19 protein-coding genes are annotated in these 23,607 nt (G+C 71.1%); 11 read left to right on the top strand and 8 right to left on the bottom strand.

What is annotated here, in order from left to right; all coding sequences use genetic code 11:
- Window positions 1-80: 80 nt before the first annotated feature.
- Window positions 81-524, top strand: a complete 444-nt coding sequence (locus ACH4YP_RS37225; protein ID WP_361057546.1) for a Rid family hydrolase — start codon at window positions 81-83, stop codon at window positions 522-524.
- A gap of 89 nt (window positions 525-613) precedes the next feature.
- A complete protein-coding gene (locus ACH4YP_RS37230; protein ID WP_398495360.1) occupies window positions 614-1,078 on the top strand; it encodes an SRPBCC family protein in 465 nt (154 codons plus the stop codon).
- A gap of 57 nt (window positions 1,079-1,135) precedes the next feature.
- Here the strand turns inward: ACH4YP_RS37230 and ACH4YP_RS37235 are convergent, their stop codons facing one another.
- From ACH4YP_RS37235 to ACH4YP_RS37250, 4 genes are all read right to left on the bottom strand, one after another.
- Window positions 1,136-1,972, bottom strand: a complete 837-nt coding sequence (locus tag ACH4YP_RS37235; protein ID WP_361057551.1) for a carbohydrate ABC transporter permease — start codon at window positions 1,970-1,972, stop codon at window positions 1,136-1,138.
- Complete coding sequence (locus ACH4YP_RS37240; RefSeq protein ID WP_398495362.1) at window positions 1,969-2,964, bottom strand: carbohydrate ABC transporter permease; 996 nt, start codon at window positions 2,962-2,964, stop codon at window positions 1,969-1,971. Before ACH4YP_RS37240 ends, ACH4YP_RS37235 begins: the two co-directional genes overlap by 4 nt.
- A gap of 2 nt (window positions 2,965-2,966) precedes the next feature.
- Window positions 2,967-4,271 carry a sugar ABC transporter substrate-binding protein gene (locus tag ACH4YP_RS37245; protein WP_361057553.1) on the bottom strand — a complete coding sequence of 435 codons (1,305 nt, stop codon included), beginning with the start codon at window positions 4,269-4,271 and terminating at the stop codon, window positions 2,967-2,969.
- Window positions 4,272-4,391: 120 nt separating this feature from the next.
- The gene (locus ACH4YP_RS37250) at window positions 4,392-5,615 is read right to left on the bottom strand and encodes an aminotransferase class V-fold PLP-dependent enzyme (protein WP_361057556.1); all 1,224 of its coding nucleotides are present in this window, start codon (window positions 5,613-5,615) and stop codon (window positions 4,392-4,394) included.
- Between the two features lie 220 nt (window positions 5,616-5,835).
- Between ACH4YP_RS37250 and ACH4YP_RS37255 the strand changes: the two genes are divergently transcribed.
- The 7 genes from ACH4YP_RS37255 (at window position 5,836) to ACH4YP_RS37285 (ending at window position 14,067) form a co-directional block, all read left to right on the top strand.
- Window positions 5,836-6,552, top strand: coding sequence for an FCD domain-containing protein (locus ACH4YP_RS37255; protein ID WP_361057558.1), 717 nt, complete (start codon window positions 5,836-5,838; stop codon window positions 6,550-6,552).
- Window positions 6,553-6,822: 270 nt separating this feature from the next.
- Window positions 6,823-7,674 carry a methyltransferase domain-containing protein gene (locus tag ACH4YP_RS37260; protein WP_361057560.1) on the top strand — a complete coding sequence of 284 codons (852 nt, stop codon included), beginning with the start codon at window positions 6,823-6,825 and terminating at the stop codon, window positions 7,672-7,674.
- Between the two features lie 49 nt (window positions 7,675-7,723).
- Window positions 7,724-8,260, top strand: a complete 537-nt coding sequence (locus tag ACH4YP_RS37265) for a hypothetical protein (RefSeq protein WP_361057562.1) — start codon at window positions 7,724-7,726, stop codon at window positions 8,258-8,260.
- 69 nt (window positions 8,261-8,329) lie between these two features.
- Window positions 8,330-9,865, top strand: coding sequence for a HEAT repeat domain-containing protein (locus ACH4YP_RS37270; RefSeq protein ID WP_361057564.1), 1,536 nt, complete (start codon window positions 8,330-8,332; stop codon window positions 9,863-9,865).
- 89 nt (window positions 9,866-9,954) lie between these two features.
- Window positions 9,955-11,442 carry a hypothetical protein gene (locus tag ACH4YP_RS37275; RefSeq protein ID WP_361057566.1) on the top strand — a complete coding sequence of 496 codons (1,488 nt, stop codon included), beginning with the start codon at window positions 9,955-9,957 and terminating at the stop codon, window positions 11,440-11,442.
- A 106-nt stretch (window positions 11,443-11,548) separates the two neighbouring features.
- Window positions 11,549-12,811: an AAA family ATPase gene (locus ACH4YP_RS37280; RefSeq protein ID WP_361057568.1), complete on the top strand. Its 1,263-nt coding sequence runs from the start codon at window positions 11,549-11,551 to the stop codon at window positions 12,809-12,811.
- Window positions 12,808-14,067 carry a VWA-like domain-containing protein gene (locus ACH4YP_RS37285; RefSeq protein ID WP_361057570.1) on the top strand — a complete coding sequence of 420 codons (1,260 nt, stop codon included), beginning with the start codon at window positions 12,808-12,810 and terminating at the stop codon, window positions 14,065-14,067. The genes ACH4YP_RS37280 and ACH4YP_RS37285 overlap by 4 nt, the downstream gene beginning before the upstream one ends.
- 90 nt (window positions 14,068-14,157) lie before the next feature.
- Here the strand turns inward: ACH4YP_RS37285 and ACH4YP_RS37290 are convergent, their stop codons facing one another.
- The 4 genes from ACH4YP_RS37290 to ACH4YP_RS37305 all read right to left on the bottom strand — a co-directional run bounded on the left by ACH4YP_RS37290 (window position 14,158) and on the right by ACH4YP_RS37305 (window position 17,460).
- Window positions 14,158-15,168 (bottom strand): winged helix-turn-helix domain-containing protein, encoded by a 1,011-nt coding sequence (locus ACH4YP_RS37290; protein WP_361057572.1) that lies wholly within the window; start codon window positions 15,166-15,168, stop codon window positions 14,158-14,160.
- Window positions 15,169-15,296: 128 nt separating this feature from the next.
- On the bottom strand, window positions 15,297-16,061 hold the full coding sequence (locus tag ACH4YP_RS37295; protein WP_361057574.1) for an N-acetylmuramoyl-L-alanine amidase: 765 nt from the start codon (window positions 16,059-16,061) through the stop codon (window positions 15,297-15,299).
- A 93-nt stretch (window positions 16,062-16,154) separates the two neighbouring features.
- Window positions 16,155-16,520 carry a peptidoglycan-binding domain-containing protein gene (locus ACH4YP_RS37300; protein ID WP_361057576.1) on the bottom strand — a complete coding sequence of 122 codons (366 nt, stop codon included), beginning with the start codon at window positions 16,518-16,520 and terminating at the stop codon, window positions 16,155-16,157.
- Window positions 16,521-16,644: 124 nt separating this feature from the next.
- Window positions 16,645-17,460, bottom strand: coding sequence for a hypothetical protein (locus tag ACH4YP_RS37305; protein WP_361057578.1), 816 nt, complete (start codon window positions 17,458-17,460; stop codon window positions 16,645-16,647).
- Between the two features lie 195 nt (window positions 17,461-17,655).
- Here ACH4YP_RS37305 and ACH4YP_RS37310 point away from each other — a divergent pair, with 195 nt between their 5' ends.
- Both ACH4YP_RS37310 and ACH4YP_RS37315 read left to right on the top strand, forming a co-directional pair.
- The gene (locus tag ACH4YP_RS37310) at window positions 17,656-18,510 is read left to right on the top strand and encodes a DUF4132 domain-containing protein (RefSeq protein ID WP_361057580.1); all 855 of its coding nucleotides are present in this window, start codon (window positions 17,656-17,658) and stop codon (window positions 18,508-18,510) included.
- Complete coding sequence (locus ACH4YP_RS37315) at window positions 18,507-23,570, top strand: hypothetical protein (RefSeq protein WP_361057582.1); 5,064 nt, start codon at window positions 18,507-18,509, stop codon at window positions 23,568-23,570. The genes ACH4YP_RS37310 and ACH4YP_RS37315 overlap by 4 nt, the downstream gene beginning before the upstream one ends.
- Window positions 23,571-23,607 lie beyond the last annotated feature (37 nt).

The following is a 23,607-nucleotide window of genomic DNA, read 5'->3' on the forward strand; positions in this document are numbered from 1 at the left end:
AGTGGCACTACCGCGTCTGGTTCACCCCGGCCTGGCCCGCATACGGTCATTGGGGAAGTCACTTTGACGATCGGATCGATATGGGCATCGATATGGGCAAGGCAGATCAGGTGGAGAGCTTCGGAGTCCCCTGGGAGGAAAGCTACGGGTACGTCCAAGCGGTCAAGCGCGGCGATACCGTTTACCTCTCCGGCCAGGTGGCACACGACGGGGCGGCACTCGTTGCCCCCGCTCCGGTGAATGAGGACGGGTTGGTCACTGATTTCTCCAACATGGGTGAGCAACTGCGCCAGTGCTATGCCAACGCGGCAGAATTGCTGAAGCGTTTCGACGCGTCTCTTGACGACGTCGTCGACGAAGTCATCTACGTGGTGGATGCCGATGCGGGTGACGCCGCGGCGGGGCCGGTGCGCAAGGAAGCCTATGGCCGACCGGACCCTCAGGTGGCAAGCACCATGATCGGCACCCCTCGGCTGGCCTTCCCCGAACTGCTGGTCGAGGTCAAACTCGTGGCCCGAGTCTGACGGTCCGGCCGGGTCGTGAGAGGTGCGTGCCGGTCGGCCGTCAGGCGGTCATCGGGCCGTTGTCGGACCCTGGTGCTTTCATGGGAACCATGACCAGCAGAAGTGTCGTCGTCGAACGGCGCATCGCCTCGGCCCAGGGACCGGTGTGGGAGGCCATCACCGACCTGGCCGGCATGCAGCACGTCCTCACCAGCGTCTCCAAGGTCGAGGTCCTCACGGAGGGCGCCTTCGGCGTCGGGACGCGGTGGCGGGAGACACGGCGCATGTTCGGCAAGGACGCCACCGAGGAGATGTGGGTGACGGCCAGCAAGCCTCCGGAGCGGTATGTGGTGGAGGCCGAGTCCCACGGCTCGCACTACGTCTCCGAGTGGGTGCTGCGAGCCGACGGACCGGTGACGACGACGGTCCGCATGACGTTCTCGGCCGTGGCGTCCGGTGGTGTCGCGGGCCTGCTGGCCAAGGTCATGGGTGGTCTGGGCGCGCGGGCGGTCAGCAAGGCCATCGCCAAGGATCTCGACGACATCGCCGCGGCGCTGGAGGGCCGCAGCGGCTGAGCCACACCCGGCCCAGCGCCCGCGCCCACTCTCCGAGGCCGCCCCTCAGCCCTTCACCTATCCCTTCACCGCTCCGGCGGTGAGCCCCTGCACGATGTGGCGGCTGGCGAAGGCGAACAGCACCATCGTCGGCAGGATGGTGAGGACCGCCGCCGCGGACATGGATCCCCAGTCGATGTTGAAGCTGGAGATGAAGCCGTTCAGGGCCGTGGGGACGGTCTTGTTGCTGTCACTGTTCATCAGCGTCACCGACAGGAACAGCTCGTTCCAGCAGTTGACGAAGTTGAAGACGAACGCGGCTACGATCCCCGGACGCATCACCGGCAGCAGCACCCGGAACAGCGCTCCGAACCGGGAGAGGCCGTCGATCATGGCGGCCTCCTCCAGCGCGTCCGGGATGTTCTCGAAGAAGCCGCGGAGCATCACCGTGCAGAAGGGGATGCACACGGCGACGTACACGAGGATGAGCCCGAGCCTGTTGTCGACCAGGTTCAGATCGGTCATGAGCAGGTACAGCGGCCCCAGCGCGATGAAGGTCGGGATCATCTGGGTGACCAGCGCGGCCATCAGCAGGGCGGACTTGGTGCGGAACTCGAAGCGGGCCAGCACGTAGGCGGACAGCATCGAGATCGCTGTGGCCACCGCGCCCGCCACGAACGCGACGATGAGGCTGTTGATGAGGTAGACGCCGAAGTCGGCCTTGCCGAAGAGCCCTCTGTAGTTCTCCAGCGAGAAGTGCTCGGGCCAGTAGGCGATCGGGAAGGCGAAGATGTCGCCCGGCGCCTTCAGGGACGTGATGGTGATCCAGTAGAGCGGGAAGACGGTGAAGACGGCCCACAGCCCCAGGAAGGTGAACTTGGTGGCCCGGCCCGCCGTGGACTCCTTGCCGATCACGACTTCACCTCTCGCTTCTCGCGCGTGGCCAGCAGGAAGAAGACCGCGAACACCAGCAGCATGGCGACGACTATGAGCCCGAGGGCGGAGGCCCTGCCGTAGTCGCCCTGCTGAGTGATCTTGATCATCCAGGTGGTCACGATGTGCGTCTCGTTGTTCGGCCCGCCGCCGGTCATCCCGAAGATCAGGTCGGGGAAGTTGAAGATCCAGATGACCCGCAGCAGGATCGTCAGCGCGAGCGTCACCCTGATGTACGGAATGGTGATCTGGAAGAGGGTGCGCACCTTGCCCGCGCCGTCGAGCGCCGCCGCCTCGTAGAGTTCCTCGGGGATGGACTGCAGCGCGGCCAGGATCATGATGGTGAAGAAGGTGACGCCGTACCAGATGTTGGCGACGACGACGGCGAACATCGCGGTCTGCGGGTCGGCCAGCCAGGCGACCGGCTCGTCGATCAAACCGGCCTTCTGCAGCAGGTCGTTGACGACGCCGAACTCGCTGTTGAACATCCAGCGGAACAGGATGCCGATGAGGAAGCCGGAGATCGCCCAGGGGAAGAAGATGAGCGCCTGGTAGAGGCCCCGGAAGCGGAACTTCCTGCGCAGCCACAGCGCGAGGGCGAAGCCGATCACCAGCTGGGGCACGATCGAACCGAACACCCAGATCCCGGTGTTGCCCAGCACGGTGCCCCAGGCGGGGTCGGCGAAGACGTCGCGGAAGTTCTTCAGGCCCACCCAGGAGGTGTCGGTCAGGTCCGTCAGGTTCCAGTTACGGAAGGCCATCTGGCTGCCGGCGATCATCGGGTAGTACGTGAAGACCGCCACGAAAACCGCGGCCGGTGCCATGAAGACGGCGATCAGGAAGCCGCGCCGGGCGGTGAACTCCGGCTTGCGGCGGCCTCGTTGCGCGCCGCGGCCGGGCGGGGTGCCCCCGGTTCCGGAGGGCCCCGCCGACGCCGTCTTCGTCGTTTCCGTCGTGTCGGACGCGGTGGGCATGGTCAGTTCTCCTGCTGCCGCTTCTCGGTCCAGTACGCGTCCCAGCCGTCCAGCAGCTTCTCGGGAGTCGTCTTGCCCAGCACCATCTTCTGGATGTCGGCGTCGGCCTTCTGCTGCCACTCCGCCCACCAGGCGACACCGCGCGGCTGGCTGACGTTGAGGTAGGTGTCCGGGTTCTGCGTCATGGTGACGTAGCTGGACCAGGGGCCGGTCTTGTAGAAGGAGTCCTCGGTCGCCGACTTGAGGATCGGCACCAGGCTGTTCTTCTTGGTGAAGGCCGTCGACGCCTTGCCCTCGGAGAGGAACTCGACCAGTTTGACGGCCTCCGCCTTGTGCTTGCTGCCGTCCGCGATCCCCCAGCCGGCGGTGGCGAGCGGCTGTACGGTCTTGCCGCTGGGCCCCGCCACCAGCGGGGCGGTGTCCCACTGGTTCTTCGCGATCGACTTCGACTCCGAGACGGTGGCGATCACTTCAGGGTCCTGCAGCAGGAAGGCCGTGGAGCCGTTGGAGAAGCCCTCGACCATCTCCGGATAGCCCCAGGAGACCGACGACTTGGGGGACGCCTCCTTGAAGAGCTTGAGGTAGGTCTTCATCGCGTCGACGGCCTCGGGGGCGGCGAAGATCGTGCTGCCGTCCTTCACCTTGAAGCCGTCGGCGGGGTCGATCTTGTCGGCGACGTACGCCTCGATGACGGCGGTGGCGTTGCCGTTGGCGTTGGCCCCGCCGCGGAAGGCGTACCCGTAGCGGCGTTTGGCCGGATCGTGGATGGCGGAGGCCTGTTCGAGGAGTTCGTCCCAGGTGGCCGGGGGCTTGTCGAAGCCGGCCTCCTTGATCAGGTCGGTGCGGTAGAAGACGCTCAGGCCGTAGAAGCCGTACGGGACGAAGTACGTCTTGCCGGCGGCTGTCTCGGAGGCCTTGACGGCGTTCTCCGTCATCGCCTCCCAGCCCTTCCAGGGCTTGAGGTCCTTCTTCATGTCGTGGAGCCAGCCGTTGTTCGACCACGGGCCAACGGTGGTGTCCCGTACTTCGAGGGTGTCCACGCCGCTGCCGGACTGGAGCATCTGCTGGATCTTCTGGTCCGCCTGCTCGGTGGGCGGCGAGATCAGATTGACCTTGATCTTCGAGTTCTGCTTCTCGAAGTCCGCTATCAGGTTCTTCAGCAGGTCCGTGCGGGCGGGGTTCGTCAGGCTCTCGACCATGTTGAGGGTGACTGTTCCGTCGGCTGCTCCGCCGCTCATGGCGGAACAGCCGGTCAGGACCATGGTGGCGGCTGTGCCGAGGGCGAGAGCTGCCGTCCTTCTACTCATCGTGCCGACCTCTTCCTTGGATACGGGCGCGCCGGCTGCGGCTTCGGGGGCCGTGAGCCGTGCTGTCGGGGGCCGTGGTGTCGGGGAATCGCCATGTCGCGCCGTCGACGCGCCGGGCTGTCAGGGGGCTGCGCGGGCCCATTCGCCGATGACGGGGACGCAGTCCTCGGCGAAGTACTCGTAGTCGGCGGCGGTGTTGTAGACGTGGGCGGACAGCCGCATGTAGCCGATGCCGTCGAAGCTGGTGAAGGCCGCCTCCACGCCCAGTTCGCGGGCGGCCCGGTCGCGCAGCGCGTCCGCCTCGATCCGGCCGGCGGCCAGCCCCTCGGGCAGCCGGACGAGCCGCATCCCGGGAACCGGCATGCCCACGTCGACTGTGCCGGGGACGGCGCCCAGTTCGGCGAAGGCGGCTCCGACGAGGCGCTCGGCGTAACCGGCCAGGTCGTCCATGTACCGGCGTGCGGTGTCCCAGCCCCAGGTGCGGTCGACGAAGTCCAGGGCTGTCGGCGCGGCGAGATAGCCGGTGACGTCCACCGTGCCCTGCTGGTCGAAGCGGTCGGGGTAGGGATCGGGGGCGCCCCACGAGTCGATCAGCGGATAGAGGTCCTCGCGCTGCGCGCCCCGTGCGACCAGGGCGGCGGTGCCACGCGGCGCGCAGCCCCACTTGTGCAGGTTGCCGACCCAGAAGTCGCACGTCAGGCCGTCGAGCGGGGCGGCGATCAGGCCGGGGGCGTGCGCGCCGTCCACGAGCAGGGGGATCCCGAGGCGCGCGGCCTCCGCGCCGATTCGCTCGACCGGCATCCGGCGGGCGGTCGCCGAGGTGATCTGGTCGACGACGATCAGGTCCGTGGCGTCGTCGGTCTCGGCCATGACGGCCTCGTACGCCTGCTCCTCGTCCGCGTCCAGCGGCACGCGGGCGGTGCGGACCTCGCCGCCCCAGCGTCGGGCCAGCCGTTCGGCGCCCATGGTCACGGCTCCGTAGCCGTGGTCGGTGACGACGATCGCGCCGCCGCGGCGGCGCGGAAGAGCGTTGAGTACGACGCTGACTCCGGCGCTCGCGTTGGGCACCAGGGCGAGGTCGTCGGGGGTGGCCCGCAGGAAGGCCGCGAGGTCGACGCGGGCGTCGGCGATCTTCTGCGGCAGCGCGGGGAACCACACCACCGGGGAGCTGTCCATCTGGGCCCTCAGCTCGTTCTGGCGCTTCTGCGCCACCAGCGGGACCGCCCCGAACGAGCCGTGGTTCAGGTGCTTCAGGACGGGGTCCAGCGACCACGCCCGGGCGGCGGGTCGGCCGTCCGCCAACAGCAGGGGACGCGGGGCGGTGGTGACCTCGGTCTCGCTCACATCACTCCACATCTACCGAACCCGAGTGCCGCCAGACATCAGAGGACGACGGCGACACGTATGATGACTCGGCATCCTGGCAGGCGTTTTCGGGCCTTGCAAGGGTCAGGCAGCGAAAGTCATCAGATGACTCCCGGTCGATACATCCGAGACATCAGATGACTGACTACAGTGCCCGAGGGTTTCGGTGGTGCCGCCGGCCCGTCAGGGGAGGAGTCGGATGTCCGCAGTCGACAGGGCGTTCCACGGTCTGCGTCACATGATCGCGACGGGCCGTCTGGGCCCAGGAGAGCGCATCCCGCCCGAGGCCGAGCTCGGCGAGGAACTGGGCGTCTCGCGGGGTCCGTTGCGCGAGGCCGTGCGGATGCTCGCGGCTCTCGGCGTGGTGGAGCCGCGGCACGGTTCGGGCACCTACGTCTCCCAGCTCCGGCCCGAGGACGTCATCGGAAGCCTCTCGCTGACCCTCGAACTCCTGCCGCTGTCGGGCCTGTTGGAGGTCTACGAGATCCGGCGGGTGCTGGAGGCGCACGTGGCCGCCAAGGCCGCCGCGCGCCGGACCCCCGAGACGGTGAAGACGCTCTACGCCCTCATCGAGTCCATGGAGGCCACGGAGGACCCCACCGAGGCCTCCGAACTCGACCACCGCTTCCACGCCGAGGTGGCACGGGCCGCCGAGAACCCCACACTCGCCTCCCTGCTCGCCGTCTTCCGCGCCCGCTCCCGCAAGTACCAGGTCTTCACCCTCCCCGAGGGCCCGGAGATGCGACGCAAGAGCGACGCGGACCACCGGGTCCTCGCCACGGCGATCGCCGACCGCGACCCGGGCGCCGCCGCCGGCGCGGCCGAGGCCCACGTCGCCCAGACGGAACGCTGGCTCCGAGCCTTCATGCCACCGGTGGAGGAGAACGACGGCGGACCGGAGGACGCCCCGAGCTGACGCCACCCGTTCTCGGAGCGCGGTCGGGCACGGTCATCCGCGACGGACGAACCGTCGGGCAGCACACCGGGTGAGCCGCCCGGGTCCCGGTCGGAACCGCCGGTGTCAGGCGCTGTACTCGTTCACACCCGCGACGCCCTGGACCGGCTGATGACCACGGCCCGGGCACACCGCGAGGGGCCCCGATCGGCCGCCTCCGCCTGCTGCACGCCCTCAAGCCCCGCCCCCCACGCGGTGACACGAGTCGAAGCGGGGCGTCACCATGTACGTATGACGGACGCGACGATCGTGAACACGCATCAGGCCGAGGCCTGGAACGGCTATGAAGGCACCCACTGGGCCGATCACCAGACGCGCTACGACAACCTCAACGACGCCTCCAACGAGCCTCTCCTGGCCGCCGCCCGCGTTGAGGACACGGACGCGGTCCTCGACATCGGCTGCGGCAACGGACGTCTCACCCGTCTCGCGGCCCGCCGAGGAGCCCGTGCGCTCGGCGTCGATCTGTCCGTGCCGATGCTGGAGCGGGCCAGGGCGAGCGCCGCCGAGGAGGGGCTCGACAATGTCTCCTTCGTACGGGGCGACGCCCAGGTGCATCCCTTTCCCGAGGCGGGCTTCGACGTGGCGCTCAGCCGCCTCGGGGTGATGTTCTTCGCCGACCCGGTGGCCGCGTTCGCCAACATCGGACGGGCTCTGCGGCCGGGCGGGCGCCTCGCCTTCGTCTGTCCGCAGGCCTTCAGCCGGATGGAACAGTCCGTCGTCCTCGCCGCCGTCGGCGAGCATGTGCCCCTGCCCGACCTGTCCCAGGACACGAAGACCGGCCCCGCCTCCTTCGCCGACCCCGAACGCACCATGGGCGTACTGCGCGACGCCGGCTTCGAGGACGCCGACGCCGTGGCGATCGAACGGACTCAGCTGTGGGGAGCGGACGCGGAGGACGCCGCGGCCTTCCTCTTCGGCTGGGGCCCCGTGCGGCACTGGCTGCGGGACGCCGACCCGCAGGCCACGGAGCGCGCCCGGCTCGCGGCGGTCGACGCCTTTCGCGCCTATGAGTCGGACACCGGCGTACGTCTGACAGCCCGACTCTGGCTGGTGACCGCCACCTGGCCGGTAGTGCCGTAACCAAGCCGGCTGCGGGGCGGGAACAGCGATGGGAAAGGGGGGTATCGGCATGAACCGGCCGCTTCTCTACCTCGACGTGGACGGGCCACTCAACCCCTACGCCGCCAAGCCTCACCGGCGGCCCGCGGGCTATGCCACGCATCGGATGAAACCCGAGGGCTGGATAGCCCAGCACCCCGGCACACCGCGGGCCCGCGTGAAGCCGCTCCGGGTGTGGCTCAACCCCGAACACGGCTCCCGGCTACGGGAGTTGGGCGAGCGGTACGACCTGGTGTGGGCGACCACCTGGGGCGCGGAGGCCAACACGTTCATCGGGCCTGTCATCGGGCTTCCCCGGTTGCCGGTCGTGGACTGGCCCACGACACATGACATACGCCCGGACGGCACGTTCTGGAAGACCCGTCACCTCGTCGCACACGCCGAGGGCCGTCCGTTCGCCTGGGTCGACGACGACCTCGACGACACCGACCGCGCCTTCGTCGCCTCGCACCACGGGGGCGCGGCGCTTCTGCATCATGTCGACGCCCGGGTCGGGCTGCTCGACGCCGACTTCGCCGTACTCGACTCCTTCGCCCGCGCGCTGTGAGCCTCGGCCGCCCCGGTCCGGCCGTACAACCTCCGAGCGGCTCGGAAGTCTTCCTTTCCGGGGTGCGACATGGCATCGGAACACCAGATCGCCTTCTTCCTGCGGGAGTTGGCGGGACGGAGTACGCAGCGTCGCGTGGCGGCGGTGAAGGGCCTGGGCAAGCTCGGCCGTCGCGAGCATGCCTGGGTGCTCGCCGAGACGGCCGGTGACCCGGTGCCCCAGGTGCGCGAGGCCGCGGCCGTCGGCCTCGGTCGGCTCGGGGTGCCGGAGGCGGGCGAGAAGGTGTTGCCGCTCCTGATGGGCGACATGGATCCATGGGTGCGCCGCAAGGCCTCGCTCGCCGCCATCCGCCTTGAGCTTCACGGCGACGGGATCGTGCGGGCCTTCGCGCAGCTGCTCGACGACCCGGAGTACCACGTCCGTATCAACGCTCTCGTCGGCCTGACGGCATTGGGCGTGCCTGGCGATGTCCCGGCGTTGGTGAGCCTGCTCGGCGATCCGCACGGCGCCATATGGGGTCGCGCCCGGAGTCTGATCCACGTGCTGAGGGACGATCCGGCCGTGAAGGCCGAGGTGATCCGGACGGCACGGCAGGGCGACGCCGCCGCACGCGTAGAGGCACTCACGTTGCTGCCTCGACAATGCAACGGGCGGCTGCTCGACTCGCTGCTCGCGGGGCTGCGCGACCCGTCCCCCGATGTTCAGATCGCGGTGGCGGGTCGACTGTCCGACATGGAGAGGCCGCAGGTTCGTGACGCCCTTGCCGAAGCCCTTGACGCCGAACAGAGCCCGGCCGTGGCGGCGCGTCTGCTGGGCATGCTGGAACAGCCGGGCGACCGGCGGCTGATCGGCCCGGCACGGCGATGGCTTCGCGACCCCGTGGCCGGTCCGGCGGCCGCTCGCGCGCTGGGAGAGGTGGACACCGGGACCGCCGTGGAACACCTGCGCGGTGTCATCGCCGACGCGGCGACGCCGGGACCGACCCGTGCCGCCGCCGCGAAAGCCGTCGGCGAGTGCGGGAGATGGGACGCCGTGTGGCTGCTGCTCCCACTGCTCGACGACCCGGACACGGATGTGCGGGCAGGTGCCGTCGACGGACTGGGCGCAGCCGTCCACAACGGACTGCGCCTGTGGGAGCGTTGGCCCGTGACCCACGCCCTGGTCGCTCGCCTCACGGCCGACCCGAGCACCGCCTGGCGGACGGGCTACGCCCTGATCGGGCTGGCGGACGCCCTGCCGGCCCTGCGACGCCTGGCCGACAGCGCCGAGGCGCACGACGAGGTCCGGGTCGCGGTGCTCCCGCTGCTCGTCCCGGAGGACCTGAATGGCCCCGGTCACGGCAGTTACGGCGCCGAGGAGGACGTACGCCGCTTGGTGCGGGGCCTCGACGACCCTCAGGAGCCGGTCCGCCACAGCGCCGCGCTCGGTCTGAAGCAGTGGCTCAAGGTCGGCTTCGCGCCCCCGCCGGACCGCGATGCGCTGCACGACCGGCTGATGGCCCTCGCCTCGGACCCGTCGCCACGGCTGCGACAGGCCGTGGCCGCGGTGCTCCAGGCCCTCGCGGATCCAGCCGGCCGGAACCGACCGCCACGGAAAACCACCTGACAGGTCGACGTGGGGGCGATACTGTCGCTCGCGATGACGACTCACTCTGTTGACAGATCGGGGGTCCCGTCCGCGCAAGGTGAGTGCTGATGCTCACTGACACCGCGTACGAGGAACTCCGCCTTTCCTTCTGGCCGCGCGTGCGAGAGTTCGCCGTGCCGCCCTCCATGATCGAGACTGCCACCGCCCGTCGCCGTGCCGGGGACTGGGCGGGGGCGTGTGCCGCCGCCCATGTGGACGTGGATCTCGATCTGCGGTCCCTGGCTCGTACCCGCGGCCGGGACCTCGCCGCCCAAGTCCGCGCAGATCTCCGCCACTTGGCGCCCGACCTGCTGCGCTGGCACATGCCGAGGATCGCTCCCCACGGGTTGCTGCGCCCTGGCCTGACGATCGCTCTGACGCGGTACGACGCGGTGGAGCGTGACGGCCCGGGCACACGTGACGGCCCGGGCCCGGTGTGTCTGGTGGTCCGGACCGCGCCCGCCTGGGCGGATGCCGGTCAGCGCATCAGCCTCGCGCTGTGGGACGGGTCCCTCAGCGATGCGGGCGCCCGCCGTCACCCGCACCCCCGTCCGAACCGCCGGTTCCGCCTCGATCTGCACCGTCATCTGTGGGACGCGCGCAGAAGCGATGAGCTGCGGGTCCGGTCGGGGGCCGACCGATCGGCAGGCGCGGGCCTTCCCCCGGTGAAGGCCGGCATGGACGTCCCCTTGGTGAACCCGGCTGTGCTGGAGCCGGTGCCGTGGGATCCGCGCTGTGCCGTCGACCGGTGGGCCGCCGAGGCGGGGATACTGCTCCGCGCCGAGGGTCGGTCCACCGGTACCGTCGCCGTGCGGCTGGGGTCCGGCCGGCGATTGCTACTGGACCTGGACGCGGACGGTGAGGGCCCAGGGCTGCCCGGGGTCACCGTCGCGGTGGCGCCCACGAGAGGGGCGACCGCCGCGCTGCCGGTCCTCCCCGACGCGGCGACCTGGACGCTGCCCGACCTGGAACTGGTCCGCGGTGGTTCGATCGAGGTCGGTCAGCTGCACCCGCTGGTCGCTTCGGCGTTGGCACCGGACCACTCCCCGGCAGTTCCCTCCCGGACCCCCGAGCAGGTTCCTGCCCGGGCAGGGCGGGATCGGGCAACCGCCCGGACCGGGCGACCGCACCTCGTGGAGTGCCGGGGAGAACAGCATCGGATCGGCCTGGTCGACGGCGTCCTGTCCCCACTGGACCACGACCCTGTCGAGATCCGCCGGGAGGAACTCCTGGCCGAGCTGACCGGCACACCGCTCCCCTGCCTCCAGACCATCGACACGGCCCACCGCCGTCCGGACTGCCTCACCGGGGTCCGGGAACGCCTCCACCACGGCGACATCGCCGGAGCACTGGCCGTCGTCGAGGGCCTGTTGGGCCCCGCCGCACTGCTGCGCGACGGCGCGCTGCGGGACGAACTGGAAACGGCCGCGCGGCGGCGCATCACCTATGGGCTCTTCCGGGCGGACCTCGTCGGCCCCGGGCCCGGCCGCATCCACCCGGAGCCACCTCGCCCCCGTGACCACCGCTCCCGTCCACGCCACACGACCGGCCGCTGATCCAGGGACATCTCTCCCTGCCTTCTACTCCCCCTGCCCTTAGTCACTCCTGCCTTCACTCGCCCCTGCCTCACTCGCCGCTCCACGAACCCTCAGGTGATCAAACATGCCCTCATACAGTCCGTTCGCCGCGCCCGACGCACCCTCCGACCCGACGTACCTCTCCCAACTGGACGTCGCAGGCGACCTGTTGGCCCGCCTGCGCGACACCACCACGGAACCGCGCCCCGACATCCAACTGGAGGCCCTGACCCTGGCCGTCGCCGCGGACCTGCCCGTCCTTCTGTGGGGCGAGCCGGGCATCGGCAAGACCGCGGCCCTGACACAGCTCGCCGAGTCCCTGGACCTTCCGCTGACCACCGTCATCGCCAGCGTGCACGAGCCGTCGGACTTCTCCGGGCTGCCGGTCATCGGCGACGATCCCGCCGAACAGGGCGTCCCGATGGCCCCGCCGGACTGGGCGGTCCGACTGGTACGGGCCGGGCGCGGGCTGCTGTTCCTGGACGAGTTGTCCACCGCGCCTCCCGCCGTACAGGCCGCGCTGCTTCGCCTCGTACTCGAACGGCGCATCGGCGCCCTGCGGTTGCCGCCCGGTGTACGTATCGTGGCCGCGGCCAATCCGCGGTCCTCGGCGGCCGACGGCTGGGAGCTGAGCCCGCCCCTGGCCAACCGGTTCGTCCATCTCCAGTGGACCCACGACCACGACGTGGTGGTTCGTGGCCTCGGCGGGACATGGCCGCGGGCCACACTTCCGCGGCTGGATCCGGAGCGGCTGCCGGGGGCCGTGAACTTCGCCCGCCGTGCCGTGTGCGAACTCCTCTCCGCCCGCCCCGGACTCGTGCACCGGCTGCCCAGCAACGAGACGCGTCGGGGCGGACCCTGGCCGTCACCGCGCAGCTGGGAGATGACCCTGTGTCTGATCGCCTTCGCGACCGCGGCCGGCTCCTCCCGGGAGGTGCTGTCCCTGCTGGTCAGGGGAACGGTGGGAGACGGCCCCGGTCTGGAACTGCTGGCCGGTCTGGACCGTATGGACCTCCCGGACCCCGAACTGCTGCTCGCCGACCCGGAGTCCGCCGTCCTGCCCGAGCGGGGGGATCTGCGACAGGCCGTACTCGACGGTGTCGTGGCCGCCGTCCGCAAGCGCCCGGACAAGGAGCGCTGGGACGCGGCGTGGGCGCTCCTGGTGCGGGCACTGGACACCGGAGCGCCGGACCTGGTGGTCGTCCCCGCCACCACGCTCGCCTCGCTGCGCCGGCAGGACTGGGACGTTCCGGCGTCGATCGAACGGCTGGCCGGAGCGGTGTCCATCTCCCGGCGGGCGGACCGGGCGGCGGCCCGGGCCGCGGTCGCCACCAAGGCGGGCCGGTGACCCCGGAGCCGCCGAGGGCGCTGGACCTCGACAAACTCTTCGCCGCCCGGCTGCAGGCGGCCCGGGCCCGGCCCTACTTGGCCACCGCGCTGTTCGCCCTGCACACCGTGGAGTCACGGTGGGTACCCACGATGGGCGTCGACCGGCACTGGCGGTGCTACGTCTCACCGGCGTTCGTGGATCGCACACCGGTGGAGGAGCTGGCCGGTGTGTGGGTGCACGAGGTGTCGCACCTGCTGCGCGACCACCACGGGCGCAGTGACAGGGCCGCCAAGGAACGCGGACTGACCGGCCCCGGGGAACGGCTGCGGATGAACATCGCCGCGGACTGCGAGATCAACGACGACGTGTACGGCGATGGGCTCGCCTGGCCCCAGGACGTCGTCGAGCCCGGCTCCCTGGGGCTGCCCGAGGGCCAACTCATGGAGGACTACCTGCGGCAGTTCCGGCTCGGGCCGCGCACGGAGAGCCACGCCTGGCTGGACTGCGGCAGTGGGGCGGACGGCTCGGAAAGGGATTGGGAGCTGGGGCCCAACGGCGCGCACGGCCTCAGCGCCCAGGAACGCGACGCGGTTCGGTTCCGGGTCGCGCAGGGCATCAAGGGCCGGCCGGGGAACGCCCCCAAGGCGTGGCAGCGATGGGCCGAGGAGGCGTTCCAACCTCCGCAGCCGTGGCGGGAGTTGCTGGGCGCGGCGATCCGTTCGGCGACCTCGGGCTCCGGCGCGGGCGAGGACTACAGCTACGGTCGTCCGTCACGCCGCTCGGCCGGGGTGCCCGGCGTGGTGCTCCCCAGTCTCCGGCGCAGGCCGCCCCGGGTCTCCGTGATCATCGACACCTCCGGCTCGGTCAGCGACGCCGAACTGGGCAGCGCTCTTCGGGAGGTTGCCGCGATCTCCAGTGCCGTGGGCGGCCGCCGGGACCTGGTCTCCGTACTGCCGTGCGACGCGGCCGCCGAGTTCGTGCACCCGCTGTGCCGCGCCGAGGGGATTCCGCTACTGGGCGGCGGCGGCACGGACCTGCGCACGGGCTTCGCCAAGGCGCTCCGTACCCGGCCGCGGCCGGATGTCATCGTCGTCCTGACCGACGGCCAGACACCCTGGCCGAGCACGCAGCCGTCCTGCCGGACGGTGGTCGGCCTGTTCCCCCGGCCGTACGACTCCGGGTCGTGGGACGAGGACGATCCCGAGTACGTCCCCGACACTCCGCCCACGTGGGCTCGCGTGGTGGAGATCGGCTCCAGTCCCGCCGTTCGGTGATCCCCTCGGGGCAACTGGCGTACCAGGCCCAGGAGTTCATGCTCATGGCCTGGTCCACGTGAAGTCGAGGCGGCCGCCGGACCTCCGCCCTCAGCCGTCCTGCACCGTGATCTGAGGGTCCTGGTCGGGGAGGCGGAGGAGTGCCGCTCCCAGCGGGGTGAGGGTGTGCAGGACGGTGTTCGCGTGGCGGTGGCTGGCGATGAGTCCCGAGTCGCGCAGCACCGTGGTGTGGTGGCTGGCGTTGGCGGGGGACACCGAGACCGCGCGGGCGATCTCCGAGTTGGTGGCGCCGTACGTCACCGCGAGCAGTACCGCGGCGCGGGTGCGTCCGAGCAGCGCCGACAACGGCGCCTCGGCCGGGTGGTGTTGGGGCATGGGGCCGCCTGATGCCAGTGGGTACAGCAGGACGGGCGGCAGGTCGGGGTCGGCGAAGGACACCGGCTTCTGCCAGCAGAAGTACGAGGGGATCAGGAACAGGCCGCGGCCGCCCAGGTGCAGATCACGATCGACACCGCCCACGTACTCCACCTCGAGGACGGGGGCTCTCCAGCGCATCGCAGGCCCCAGTCCCCCGAGCAGCCCTTCCGCTCCGCCGTGCAGCAGATCGCGGCCTCGATGAGCGCACTCGGCGTCGACACGCGCCTGCATACGGTCGCTGTAGGGGGCGATGGCCGCGTTGTGGTACTTGCGCAGCGCCGCGACCAGTTCCCCGCGGACGTCGTTGTCGGCCAGGCGGTACATGTCCGCCGGCACCTTCCTGACCTGCGCCAGCAGACCGATCTCGTGCCGGACCCGGGCGGGCGGCGTGTCGAGGATCGCGTCCAGGCCGCTCTTCAGTCCCTGGCCCGCCTCGGCCGGGGTCAGGAAGTCGGGAAAGTACGTCGCGCGGGGGAACAGCGGAAGCAGCAATGTGCGTACGACGGTGCCCAGTTGCTGTGCCGCGATGGCGGCGCGGGCGTCGCGGTACCAGGCCGCATGGGCCCAGCGCCCGGCCTGGGACTGCAGGCGGTGCAGGCTGGCGGTGATCTCCCATAAGGGGTCGGGGCGGCAGGCGAGCCGCGTTCGGACGAGATCCTCCGACGTGAAGTGGATACGCAGCACGGTCCCCCCATGCGTGATTCCTGCCCGATGAGGCAGACAATGCCGCGCCGGCCCCCGTAAGAACAATGACCGGAACGGATCATCCTCGGGCGCACACGGCGGAGTCAGTGCTGTGTACGCCCAAGCCGTCAGCCCTGGATCAGGGCGGCCACCTCTGTGCGTATGGCGGGCATGTCGGCGAAGACCGTACCCGGGCAGTCGGTGGCGGCCCAGTGGCGGTGGCCGCCGATGGCGGGCGATACGCGGCTGACCCCACTCACCGGATTGACGTAGGACACCTTCCCCGAGGGGGCGATCGCGTGGCGATCGGCGAGTTCGGCCAGGAGCTGGATGAGCGCGGTGCGTGCGGCGGCCGTCGGGGGCGTGGTCGTCAGCGTTCCCAGGAGGGCGATTCCGAGGTTTCCGCTGTTGTACCCCTGGACGTGCGCGCCGGTGACCATCCGCCCCGACACGTCGTGCGCGGGCGTGCCGTCCGTGCCGGACCAACGCCCTTCGTACACAAGGCCGTTCCTGTCGATCAGGAAGTTGTAGCCGATGTCGCCGTAGCCCTTGCCGACGGTGTCGTTGCGGTAGATCGCGCGCACCACGGCGGCCGGGTCCGGATCGGTGCTCCCGTCGTCGGTGTGGTGCACGGTGAGGGTCTGGACCGGGTAGTACTCCGGCGGCCAGATCTCCGTGCCGTCGGCCACGTATCGCAGGGTCTCGTCCGCGCCCCAGGCGGCGCGCGAGCGCAACGTGTACGCGGCGGAGGCGGCGACAGCCGAGGGCGGGCGGGGCACGGCGCTCAACGCGGCGGCGACTCCGAGGGCGCCCAGGATCACGCGTCGCGATACCGGGGACGCCGTGTGGGCTGGGCTCAGGGAGCCTGCGGGGTTCGAGTCCGGGACCGACATCGCGTGATTCCTCCTGTGGGGGTGTCCGGGCCGGTCGACGCTGCCCGCTCCTCCGGTCGGGAAGCGGGCAGCCGGTGGAACGGAGGAGCGCTCCTAGAGGGCGCAGGCGGCCTTGGGGTTGTAGAGACGGTTCCAGGTGCTGGAGCCCACGATGCCGTCGGCACCACCCGTGGTGCCGTTGCAGGTCTGCACCCAGTAGATGCCCCGCGCGGTGGCCGGACCGTAGTCCCCGTCCACGTCGATCCAGGTGTCGTACTTGCTGTAGACGTTGATGAGGCACTGCACCTGACGAACCGCGTTGCCCTCGTCGTTGGGACGGACCGTGGGCCGCGCGGTGTCGGAGATGTAGTTGCAGTTCGGCTCGGCGACCGCGGCGCTCGCGGAGGGCGCGATCGCGAGGCTCCCTCCGAGGGCCAGTACGGCGGTGCTGCACAGGAGGGCTAGGCGATGGGTGCGCATGATGTCTCTCCCAAGGTGTGTGCTTGTTGTAACGAAAGTAAGAGTGCGTGTGAACACGACCACCGGTCTACGAGATTCGACCAGGCCGAAAGAAGGCAGGTCAGGCGTTCCTACGCGCCAGTTGTCAGGACGCCGGCTCCCAGACACCGTCGAACAACGCCAGCTCCAGGAGGTCCGGGCGTGACCCGGGCCAGCCGATCCCCGCGGAGGCGAGTTGTTCGGTCGCGGCGTGGATCCACTCCAGGTACACCCCGTACCGATGGGAGGTCCAGCCGCTGTCGGACCAGATCCAGGCGGCCACGGCCGGCGCGGAAGCCAGTGCCATGTCCGCGCCGACCCGCGTGGCGTGGGCCCTCATCACGCGCGCGACCCGCTGGTCCAGGATGAGCGCACGGGGCTCGGCGGGCGCGTCCGTCGCCGGGTCGAGGAGGTGGCCCTGGTCGAGGAAGTAGAGGAACTTGGTGAAGAACGCCGGTCCAAGCCCCTTCACCGCTCCGCGGAGACCGCGGTACGCCGCGACAGCACCCTCCTGACGAAGAACCGACCCGGCCGTGGCCAACGCGTCGTCGACAGTGGGCTCCGCCAGGATCTCCCTGAGGCGGTGCGGACCGTAGCCGGTCCGGCCCTGACCCCATACGTACGACGCGACCAGGGCCTCGGACCACTCCGAGCGCTCCGCTGCCCCGCGGGTCGCGGCGACCACCTGGTCGCGGCTGATTCTCGCGGTTCCCGTCCGCGACCGCTCGGGGAGTCCAACGGGCCATGGCTCGATACCGGTCCAGCGTGCGGGCGCGTACTCCACGTCGTGGCCGCCGGCACCTGTCGCGTACCGAGCGCCGGATCCGGCCAGCCAGAGTCCCAGCGCGCGCACCGCGGTCGGGGGCAGCAGCCGCCTCCTCAGCTCGTCGTCCAGCGCGTCCGCGAGATCCTGACGTCCCATCCGGCACCCCCTGTTTCCCACGACACTCGAAAACCCGCAGGCTACTGGGGACTTACCGACTTCGGACTCGAAGTCGGCACGGAGGCGGGGTCCGAGTGGGCTCGGAGGCGGTTCCAAGTGGGCTCGGAGCAGGCGTTGTCAGTGGTCTCACCTAGAGTTCCGGTCACTTGATCAGTGAAGTGCGGGGAGGCACATATGGGGTGGGTCACGGCCAGCGACTACGAGGTCGGCCTCGACGGCGGAAAGGTGGTGTGCCGCAACGCCGCGGGGCGGCAGTTGAAGTCCGTACCGGCCAAACTCGCCGACGATCCCGCGGTCATGGGACTGCGGCAGCTCGCCGAGTGGCTGGAACGGCACGAACGCCAGTGCCTCGCCGATGTCGAGAAGTGGATGGTGCGCTCGCTTCCGGTGCCCCTCGCCGTCATCGCCCGGGTGTGGCCGGATCCCGCCTGGCAGAGCGCGCTGCGCGATCTCGTCGTCACCGGTCCGGACGGCGAGGTGGCCGGATTCCTCCGGGACGCCGACCTCGGCCGCGGGCTCGGCCTCGTCGACCTGGACGGGGACAGCGTGCGCATCGCCCCCGAGCTCGTCCACCTCCCCCACCCCGTCCTTCTCGACGACCTTGAGGAACTGCGGGAGTTCGCCGTCGAACTCGGCGTCGAGCAGCGGGCCCAGCAGCTCTTCCGCGAAGTGTGGCAGCGCCCCGCCGGCCTCGACGCCGAGGCCACCACCGTGGAGGACTACGCGGGCGGTGCCTTCAAGCAACTGCGCTTCCTGCACGGCAGGACCACCCAGCTCGGCTACCGCGTGCGCGGCGGCAACGCCGTCTGTTCCGTGCGGGAGGACGCCCGCGGAGTGGAGGCCCGGGTCTGGATCGGCGACTACGACGGTTACGAGGAGACCGAGACCGGCCCCCTCATGTGGACCGACGGCTCCGGCCGGGTGCTGAAGCTCGGTCAGGTGGGGCCCGTCGCCTGGTCGGAGGGCATGCGCATGGCTGCCGCACTGTTCGCCGGGCGTGACATCGAGGACGAGGAGCAGGCGGCATGACCACCTACGCACAGACCACCGCCGCCGCGCTCCTCGAAGCCGGTGCCGTCCTGCCCGTGGGCACCAGCACCGGCGAGGACGCCGACTCCCTCACCGTACGGACGTACACCCATCCCGCGCTGGAGGGCCGGCTCGCCGTCCGTCTCGTGCCGGGCACCCTCGGCGAGGCCGAGGACCTCGCCCTGGAGTTCCTCGGGCTGGCCCGCGAACCGGAGACCCCCGAGGTCGGACAGGTACGCCGCGAGACCCTCGGCTTCCCCGCCTGGGCGCTGGTCAACGACCCGGCGAACGGCCACCACGCGCTGGCTCTGGTCAAGGACGTCGAACGGCTCGCACGCCAGGCCAAGTCCCGCCCCGGCACCGCCAAAGAGGGTTTCGAGGAACTCGGCGAGCGGCTCGGCCGTGCCGTGCCGCACTTCCTGCCCACCTTCTACGAGCAGGCCGCCCGGATCTTCCTCCAGCACGAGAACACGACGTACGCCGCTGCCTTCTTCGGCAAGGCCCGTGAGGCCGAGCGGGTGCACGCACTCGCCGTGGACGAGGAGCGGCAGCGCGCCGTGTTCCTGGAGTTCGCCTTCGCCGGGGCGCTGACGGTCAAGGCGCTCAAGGAGTATGTGAAGGACCTGGCCCACCGGCTCGACCCGGCCACGGCCTGGTCGCAGTTCCGGCAGCTGTGCGTGGAGCGCTGCGCGGCGGGCATGCCGCCGTACGCGTCGCTGCCGCAGGACGCCCGCGGCCTGATCAAGGCGGCCGGGCTGCCCCGGGTCACCGAGGAATGCGCCCTGGTGGCCGACCTGGTCGCCTCGCCCGCCGCGGTGCGCGCGCCCGTCTCGTTCTGGACCGCCTACCGGGCCACCCTCCCGGTCCTCGCCGAGCGGCAACCGGCCGTACGGGCACGGCTGTTGGAGATCATGCCGACCGCCCTGGAACGCGACGTCAAGGACGACGAGTTCTGGTTGACGCTGCTCGCGGAGAGCGGCGCCGATCGCCTCCTCACAGGCGAGGTCACAGGCGAGGACAGCGAGGGCGGCGAGGACAGTCAGTTCCGTCAGGACGGCGAGAAGACGGGAGCTGTCGACGCGGCGGAGTGGCTCAGCCGCTGGGCCGCCCACCGCAAGCACGGCGGCACGGTCAGCGGACGCTCGCCGCTCACCCTCCAGCTCGTCGAGCGAATGGCGCCGCGGCTGTGTGCCGACGGCCGGGCCGTGGACCTGTTCACGGGCCGCTGGCACGCAGGTGCCGACCTCGACCTGCTGGACCTGTGCGTGGCGCAGGGAGTTCCCCTCGCGATGCCCGACGCTGACAAAGAGGTGTATCTGTCCCTCGACCGCTGGCTTCGCGACCGTGAGTCCGGTGGGCGCGACCTCACCGCCACCGCCGCGGATCCGCGTTTCCGGCCCCTGCTGCACCGGGCCATCGACGCGCTGAGCGACAACCGGTCACTCGCCGGCGTGCTGGAGGCCCTCGCCTCACATCCCGTACTGGGTGACGTGCTGCGCGAGTGGCTGGACGACGCGGCCCAGACGTTCCGCGCCTCGACGGGCCTGCCCGGCGCCCGCGCGGCGCTCAGCCGCCTGCGCCCCTTCCGTGCGGTCGCCGCCCGGGTCAGCCCTCAAGCGGTCGCACGTGTCGCGGAGCACGAGATCGCGCCGCTGCTCGGCCGCACCCTTCGGGCCGGCATCCCCGACGAACTGGGCTGGCCGGCCCTGGACGAGGCGCTGCGCCTCCTCGAACCCGACACAGACACCAAGCCCAAGGGCAAGCGCAGGCACAACCACGATGACGACCCACTGCGTCTGACCGAGGCCTGGCCCGCGCTGATCCTCTCCCGCAGGCACAAGGCCGTCGTCGTCGGACCGGACAAGGTGCTGCTCGACCACGACCTGCGCCTGCCCGTCGAGCTCGACCGCTGGCAGCAACCGCAGTTCCGCTACACCGACGGCGAACTGCTCGTGATGTGGCGGCAGGACAGCAAGCAGTTCGGCTACTGGTCGGCCCGGCCGTCCGAGGTGTTCACCCTCGGCGGCGAGCAACTGCCCCACTGGTACGGCAACGACGCCGGAGCCCCCTCCATCCCGCTGACCGACGGGGGCCGTGCAACCGGCGGACGTACCCTGCACGCCGGCGACACCGTCCTGCCGCCGAGCCGGTCCGTCATGGGTGACGGCACGACCTGCTGGCGCCAGGGCAGGCAGGGCCGGCAGCAGGTCTGGCTGGAGTACGACCCGGCCACCGGTACGCACGGACGGGCCTCTCTGCCCGCCTTCCTGCGCTCCGGCATCCGCGAGGACGCCACACTCCTGCAGCACCACTGCGAGGTCCTGCCGCTGCAACCCGGCCTGGAACACAGCCCCTTCGGCACAGACGGCTCGGTGCTCGGCCGCTGGGTGCGCTCGGAGGGCGAGGGCGCCGAGGCCCGGACGACCAGCGGTACGCCGGACGGCCGGACCGTCACACTGCGGACGGCCGGTTTCCCTCTCGGTGCGCTCCGACTGCCCGGCGGTGCCGAACCCGTCGCCGCGTACCTCCACCAGCACATCGCGCTGTTCGCCTCCGAGGACACCTCGGCCACCGGCGAACTCGGCCGGGTGACACCCGGTCAGCGGGGCGGGGAGTACGCCGCCGGCACCCGGCTCGTACCGCCTCTCGCCTTCTGGCACGCACTGCGCCCCCGTGACGAACGGGCGTCCGCCGTGCTCCGCGCGCTCACCGACGAGGCGGCGGCCGACGTGCTGCGCGCCGGGGCCCAGGCCCTGACCGAGCGTGAGGCCCAGGTCGTCAAGGCCGGCGACGCCGCCAGTGCCACCGTCGACGGCAAGCCCGTCGTCCCGTCGGTGGACGACTTCATTCGGCCTGCCGTGTCGAGGGCCCTGCCCGGCCTCGCCGACGAGCGGCTGCTCATCGGTGTGTCCGCCCTGGTCCGTGCGGCGCTCCAACTCACCGGGTCGGCCGCCGCGTTCGTGGCACCACCGGTGGAGAAGAAGGGGTCCGAACGGCGGCAGAACGAGGAGATGTTCGCCGACTACAGCCCCGAGCACGGCGAGGACCGGACCCTGCGCGCGGTCACCGCCGGCATCGCCGAACTGGGGGGATGGTGGGGAGGCAACCACGCGTGGACCGCCCTGCGCCAGATCCGGGCCGTGAACCACGTGCTGTCCGGACGGCCCGCCGAGGGCAAGCCGCTGCCCGATCTCGCGCAGACCGGCGCCCTCGGTGACGGCTGGCGGAGCGAGGAGCGCACGATCCCCGGCATCGGCATCGTGTGGCCGTCGCTCCTGGCCGTGCTGCGGCCGCTGGCCTACCGGGCCGCCACGCCCACCCTGACCGACGACGAACGGGAATCCCTGCTCCTGCTGCTGGAGGCGGTCGCCGAAGGCCCGCTTGCCGCACCCGGAAACGGGCTGCGCGAGATCCTGCTGAGCGAGCCGCACGACAAGCAACAACGTGCCGGTCAGGTGCTCCGCCGGGACGGACGCACCGTGGTCCTCCTCGGCTGCCAGAACGTCGACACCGAGCGCAACCGGGTCTGTTGGCTCGCCCTCGACCACGATCCCTCCGGCGCGTTCGGCGCCGTCGCCCACTTCACCCTGGACAAGGAGACCGCGGTGCCGTCGGCGTTCCCCGCCGACGGGCTGGCCGCTCTCACCCGGACGATCCGGGACAAGGGCGCCGCACCCTGGCACCCCGAGGCGCCCGCCGCGTTCGCCGCCGCGACCCGCGACGGTCTGGGCCCCGTCCAGGCCACCGTGCTCCTCGCCGCTCGTCCGCAAGACCCCAGCGCCGACGTACTCGCCACGATCGGTCTCAAGCCCCGGCAGCTGGACCTGGGCAACGGCCGGCTGTCGTCGCTCGGCCGCGAGGACCGGTTCGCCCTCATGAGCGTCCTGCTGCCCGAGGACCCCGCGGACCTGTGGACGACTGGTCCGGACATCGCGTCCGCGGGCCGGGTGTGGGCCGAGCGCCTCGGTTCCGTCGTCCGCCTGCCCGAGGACCTCGCGGTCGACCTCGCCGGTCTGCCCGCCGGATCCGCCGAGGCCGTGCTCAACCCGACGCTCACCCCCTGGATCAGCCGCACGACGGTGCAACGGCCGGACAAGGACGGCAATCTCGTCGCCGCGGACCCCGAGGCGCTGCCCGGACGGTACGACCTGACCCGTGCCGTCGCCTCGCTGGCCGCACTCGCCTACGGCCTGCCGTACGGGCACCCGCTGCGCGCCCGGCTGCCCGAGGGCCTGGCCGCCGTGCGGCACCGCCTCACCGACCCCGGGCTGCTGCTCGACCTCGACGTCGAGTGGACGGACAAGGGCGGCTCGACAGCGGTCGAACTGCGCAAGGCGTACGGGCTTCCCGCCACCGGAGGCGCCGACGCACACGGTCTGACGCCTGTCGGGGAGGCCCTCGTGCTGCGCCCCTGGTACCGCGACCAGGAGACGGTCCTGCTCCGCCCCGCCGCTCTCTCCGGTCCGGACGACGCGGTCCTCGGACTCCTGGAGGGCCTGGTGGGTCCGGATCGTGACAGTGGTCTGCAGGCCCTGCGCACGATCCTCGGCGCCGGACTCGACCGCGCCCTGGCGGCCGGCCTCGCCCCGGAGGAGCCCGTCGGTCACGCACAGGACCCCACCGTCGTCGCTCCAGCGCTGGTCGCCGAAGTGGCCTCGGCACACGGTCTGGGTGAGGACGCGGCCGCGCTCTACCTCCAGTTGCTGGCCCTGCCCGATCCGACGGACCGCAACTGCGCCCGCTGGACCGCCTGGAAGCCCGCCCGGCTGAAGAAGGCGCGCACCGAACTGGCCGCCACCGACCTGGTTGTCGAGGCGAAGCGACCGCGCGCCGGGCGCACCCTCTTCCTGCCCTGCGGCTGGCGCGACCTCAAGTCCCCCGCCCTGCCGGTGGAGACCTGGAAGGAGGGCCTCTATCCGGTGCGCGACCGCTCGCGTGCCGTGCCCCGCCTCCCGGTGCCCGACCTGTTCGCCCGCGCCTGGCAGCGCGTCCAGGACGGCGACGCGCCCGCCTACGAGAAGCTCACCACCCGCGCCACCCGGAAGGGCCGCCGCCGATGACCACCGCCGAGCCGACCGCCCGAGCCGGCAGGACGAT

Source organism: Streptomyces sp. NPDC020747 (assembly GCF_044334695.1).
GTDB lineage: Bacteria > Actinomycetota > Actinomycetes > Streptomycetales > Streptomycetaceae > Streptomyces.

Coding starts and splice junctions, on each gene's coding strand:
- ACH4YP_RS37225 (WP_361057546.1), top strand. CDS start 81: ATGGGCATCGATATGGGCAAGGCAGATCAGGTGGAGAGCTTCGGAGTC.
- ACH4YP_RS37230 (WP_398495360.1), top strand. CDS start 614: ATGACCAGCAGAAGTGTCGTCGTCGAACGGCGCATCGCCTCGGCCCAG.
- ACH4YP_RS37240 (WP_398495362.1), bottom strand. CDS start 2,964: ATGCCCACCGCGTCCGACACGACGGAAACGACGAAGACGGCGTCGGCG.
- ACH4YP_RS37245 (WP_361057553.1), bottom strand. CDS start 4,271: ATGAGTAGAAGGACGGCAGCTCTCGCCCTCGGCACAGCCGCCACCATG.
- ACH4YP_RS37255 (WP_361057558.1), top strand. CDS start 5,836: ATGTCCGCAGTCGACAGGGCGTTCCACGGTCTGCGTCACATGATCGCG.
- ACH4YP_RS37260 (WP_361057560.1), top strand. CDS start 6,823: ATGACGGACGCGACGATCGTGAACACGCATCAGGCCGAGGCCTGGAAC.
- ACH4YP_RS37265 (WP_361057562.1), top strand. CDS start 7,724: ATGAACCGGCCGCTTCTCTACCTCGACGTGGACGGGCCACTCAACCCC.
- ACH4YP_RS37270 (WP_361057564.1), top strand. CDS start 8,330: ATGGCATCGGAACACCAGATCGCCTTCTTCCTGCGGGAGTTGGCGGGA.
- ACH4YP_RS37275 (WP_361057566.1), top strand. CDS start 9,955: ATGCTCACTGACACCGCGTACGAGGAACTCCGCCTTTCCTTCTGGCCG.
- ACH4YP_RS37280 (WP_361057568.1), top strand. CDS start 11,549: ATGCCCTCATACAGTCCGTTCGCCGCGCCCGACGCACCCTCCGACCCG.
- ACH4YP_RS37295 (WP_361057574.1), bottom strand. CDS start 16,061: ATGTCGGTCCCGGACTCGAACCCCGCAGGCTCCCTGAGCCCAGCCCAC.
- ACH4YP_RS37300 (WP_361057576.1), bottom strand. CDS start 16,520: ATGCGCACCCATCGCCTAGCCCTCCTGTGCAGCACCGCCGTACTGGCC.
- ACH4YP_RS37305 (WP_361057578.1), bottom strand. CDS start 17,460: ATGGGACGTCAGGATCTCGCGGACGCGCTGGACGACGAGCTGAGGAGG.
- ACH4YP_RS37310 (WP_361057580.1), top strand. CDS start 17,656: ATGGGGTGGGTCACGGCCAGCGACTACGAGGTCGGCCTCGACGGCGGA.
- ACH4YP_RS37315 (WP_361057582.1), top strand. CDS start 18,507: ATGACCACCTACGCACAGACCACCGCCGCCGCGCTCCTCGAAGCCGGT.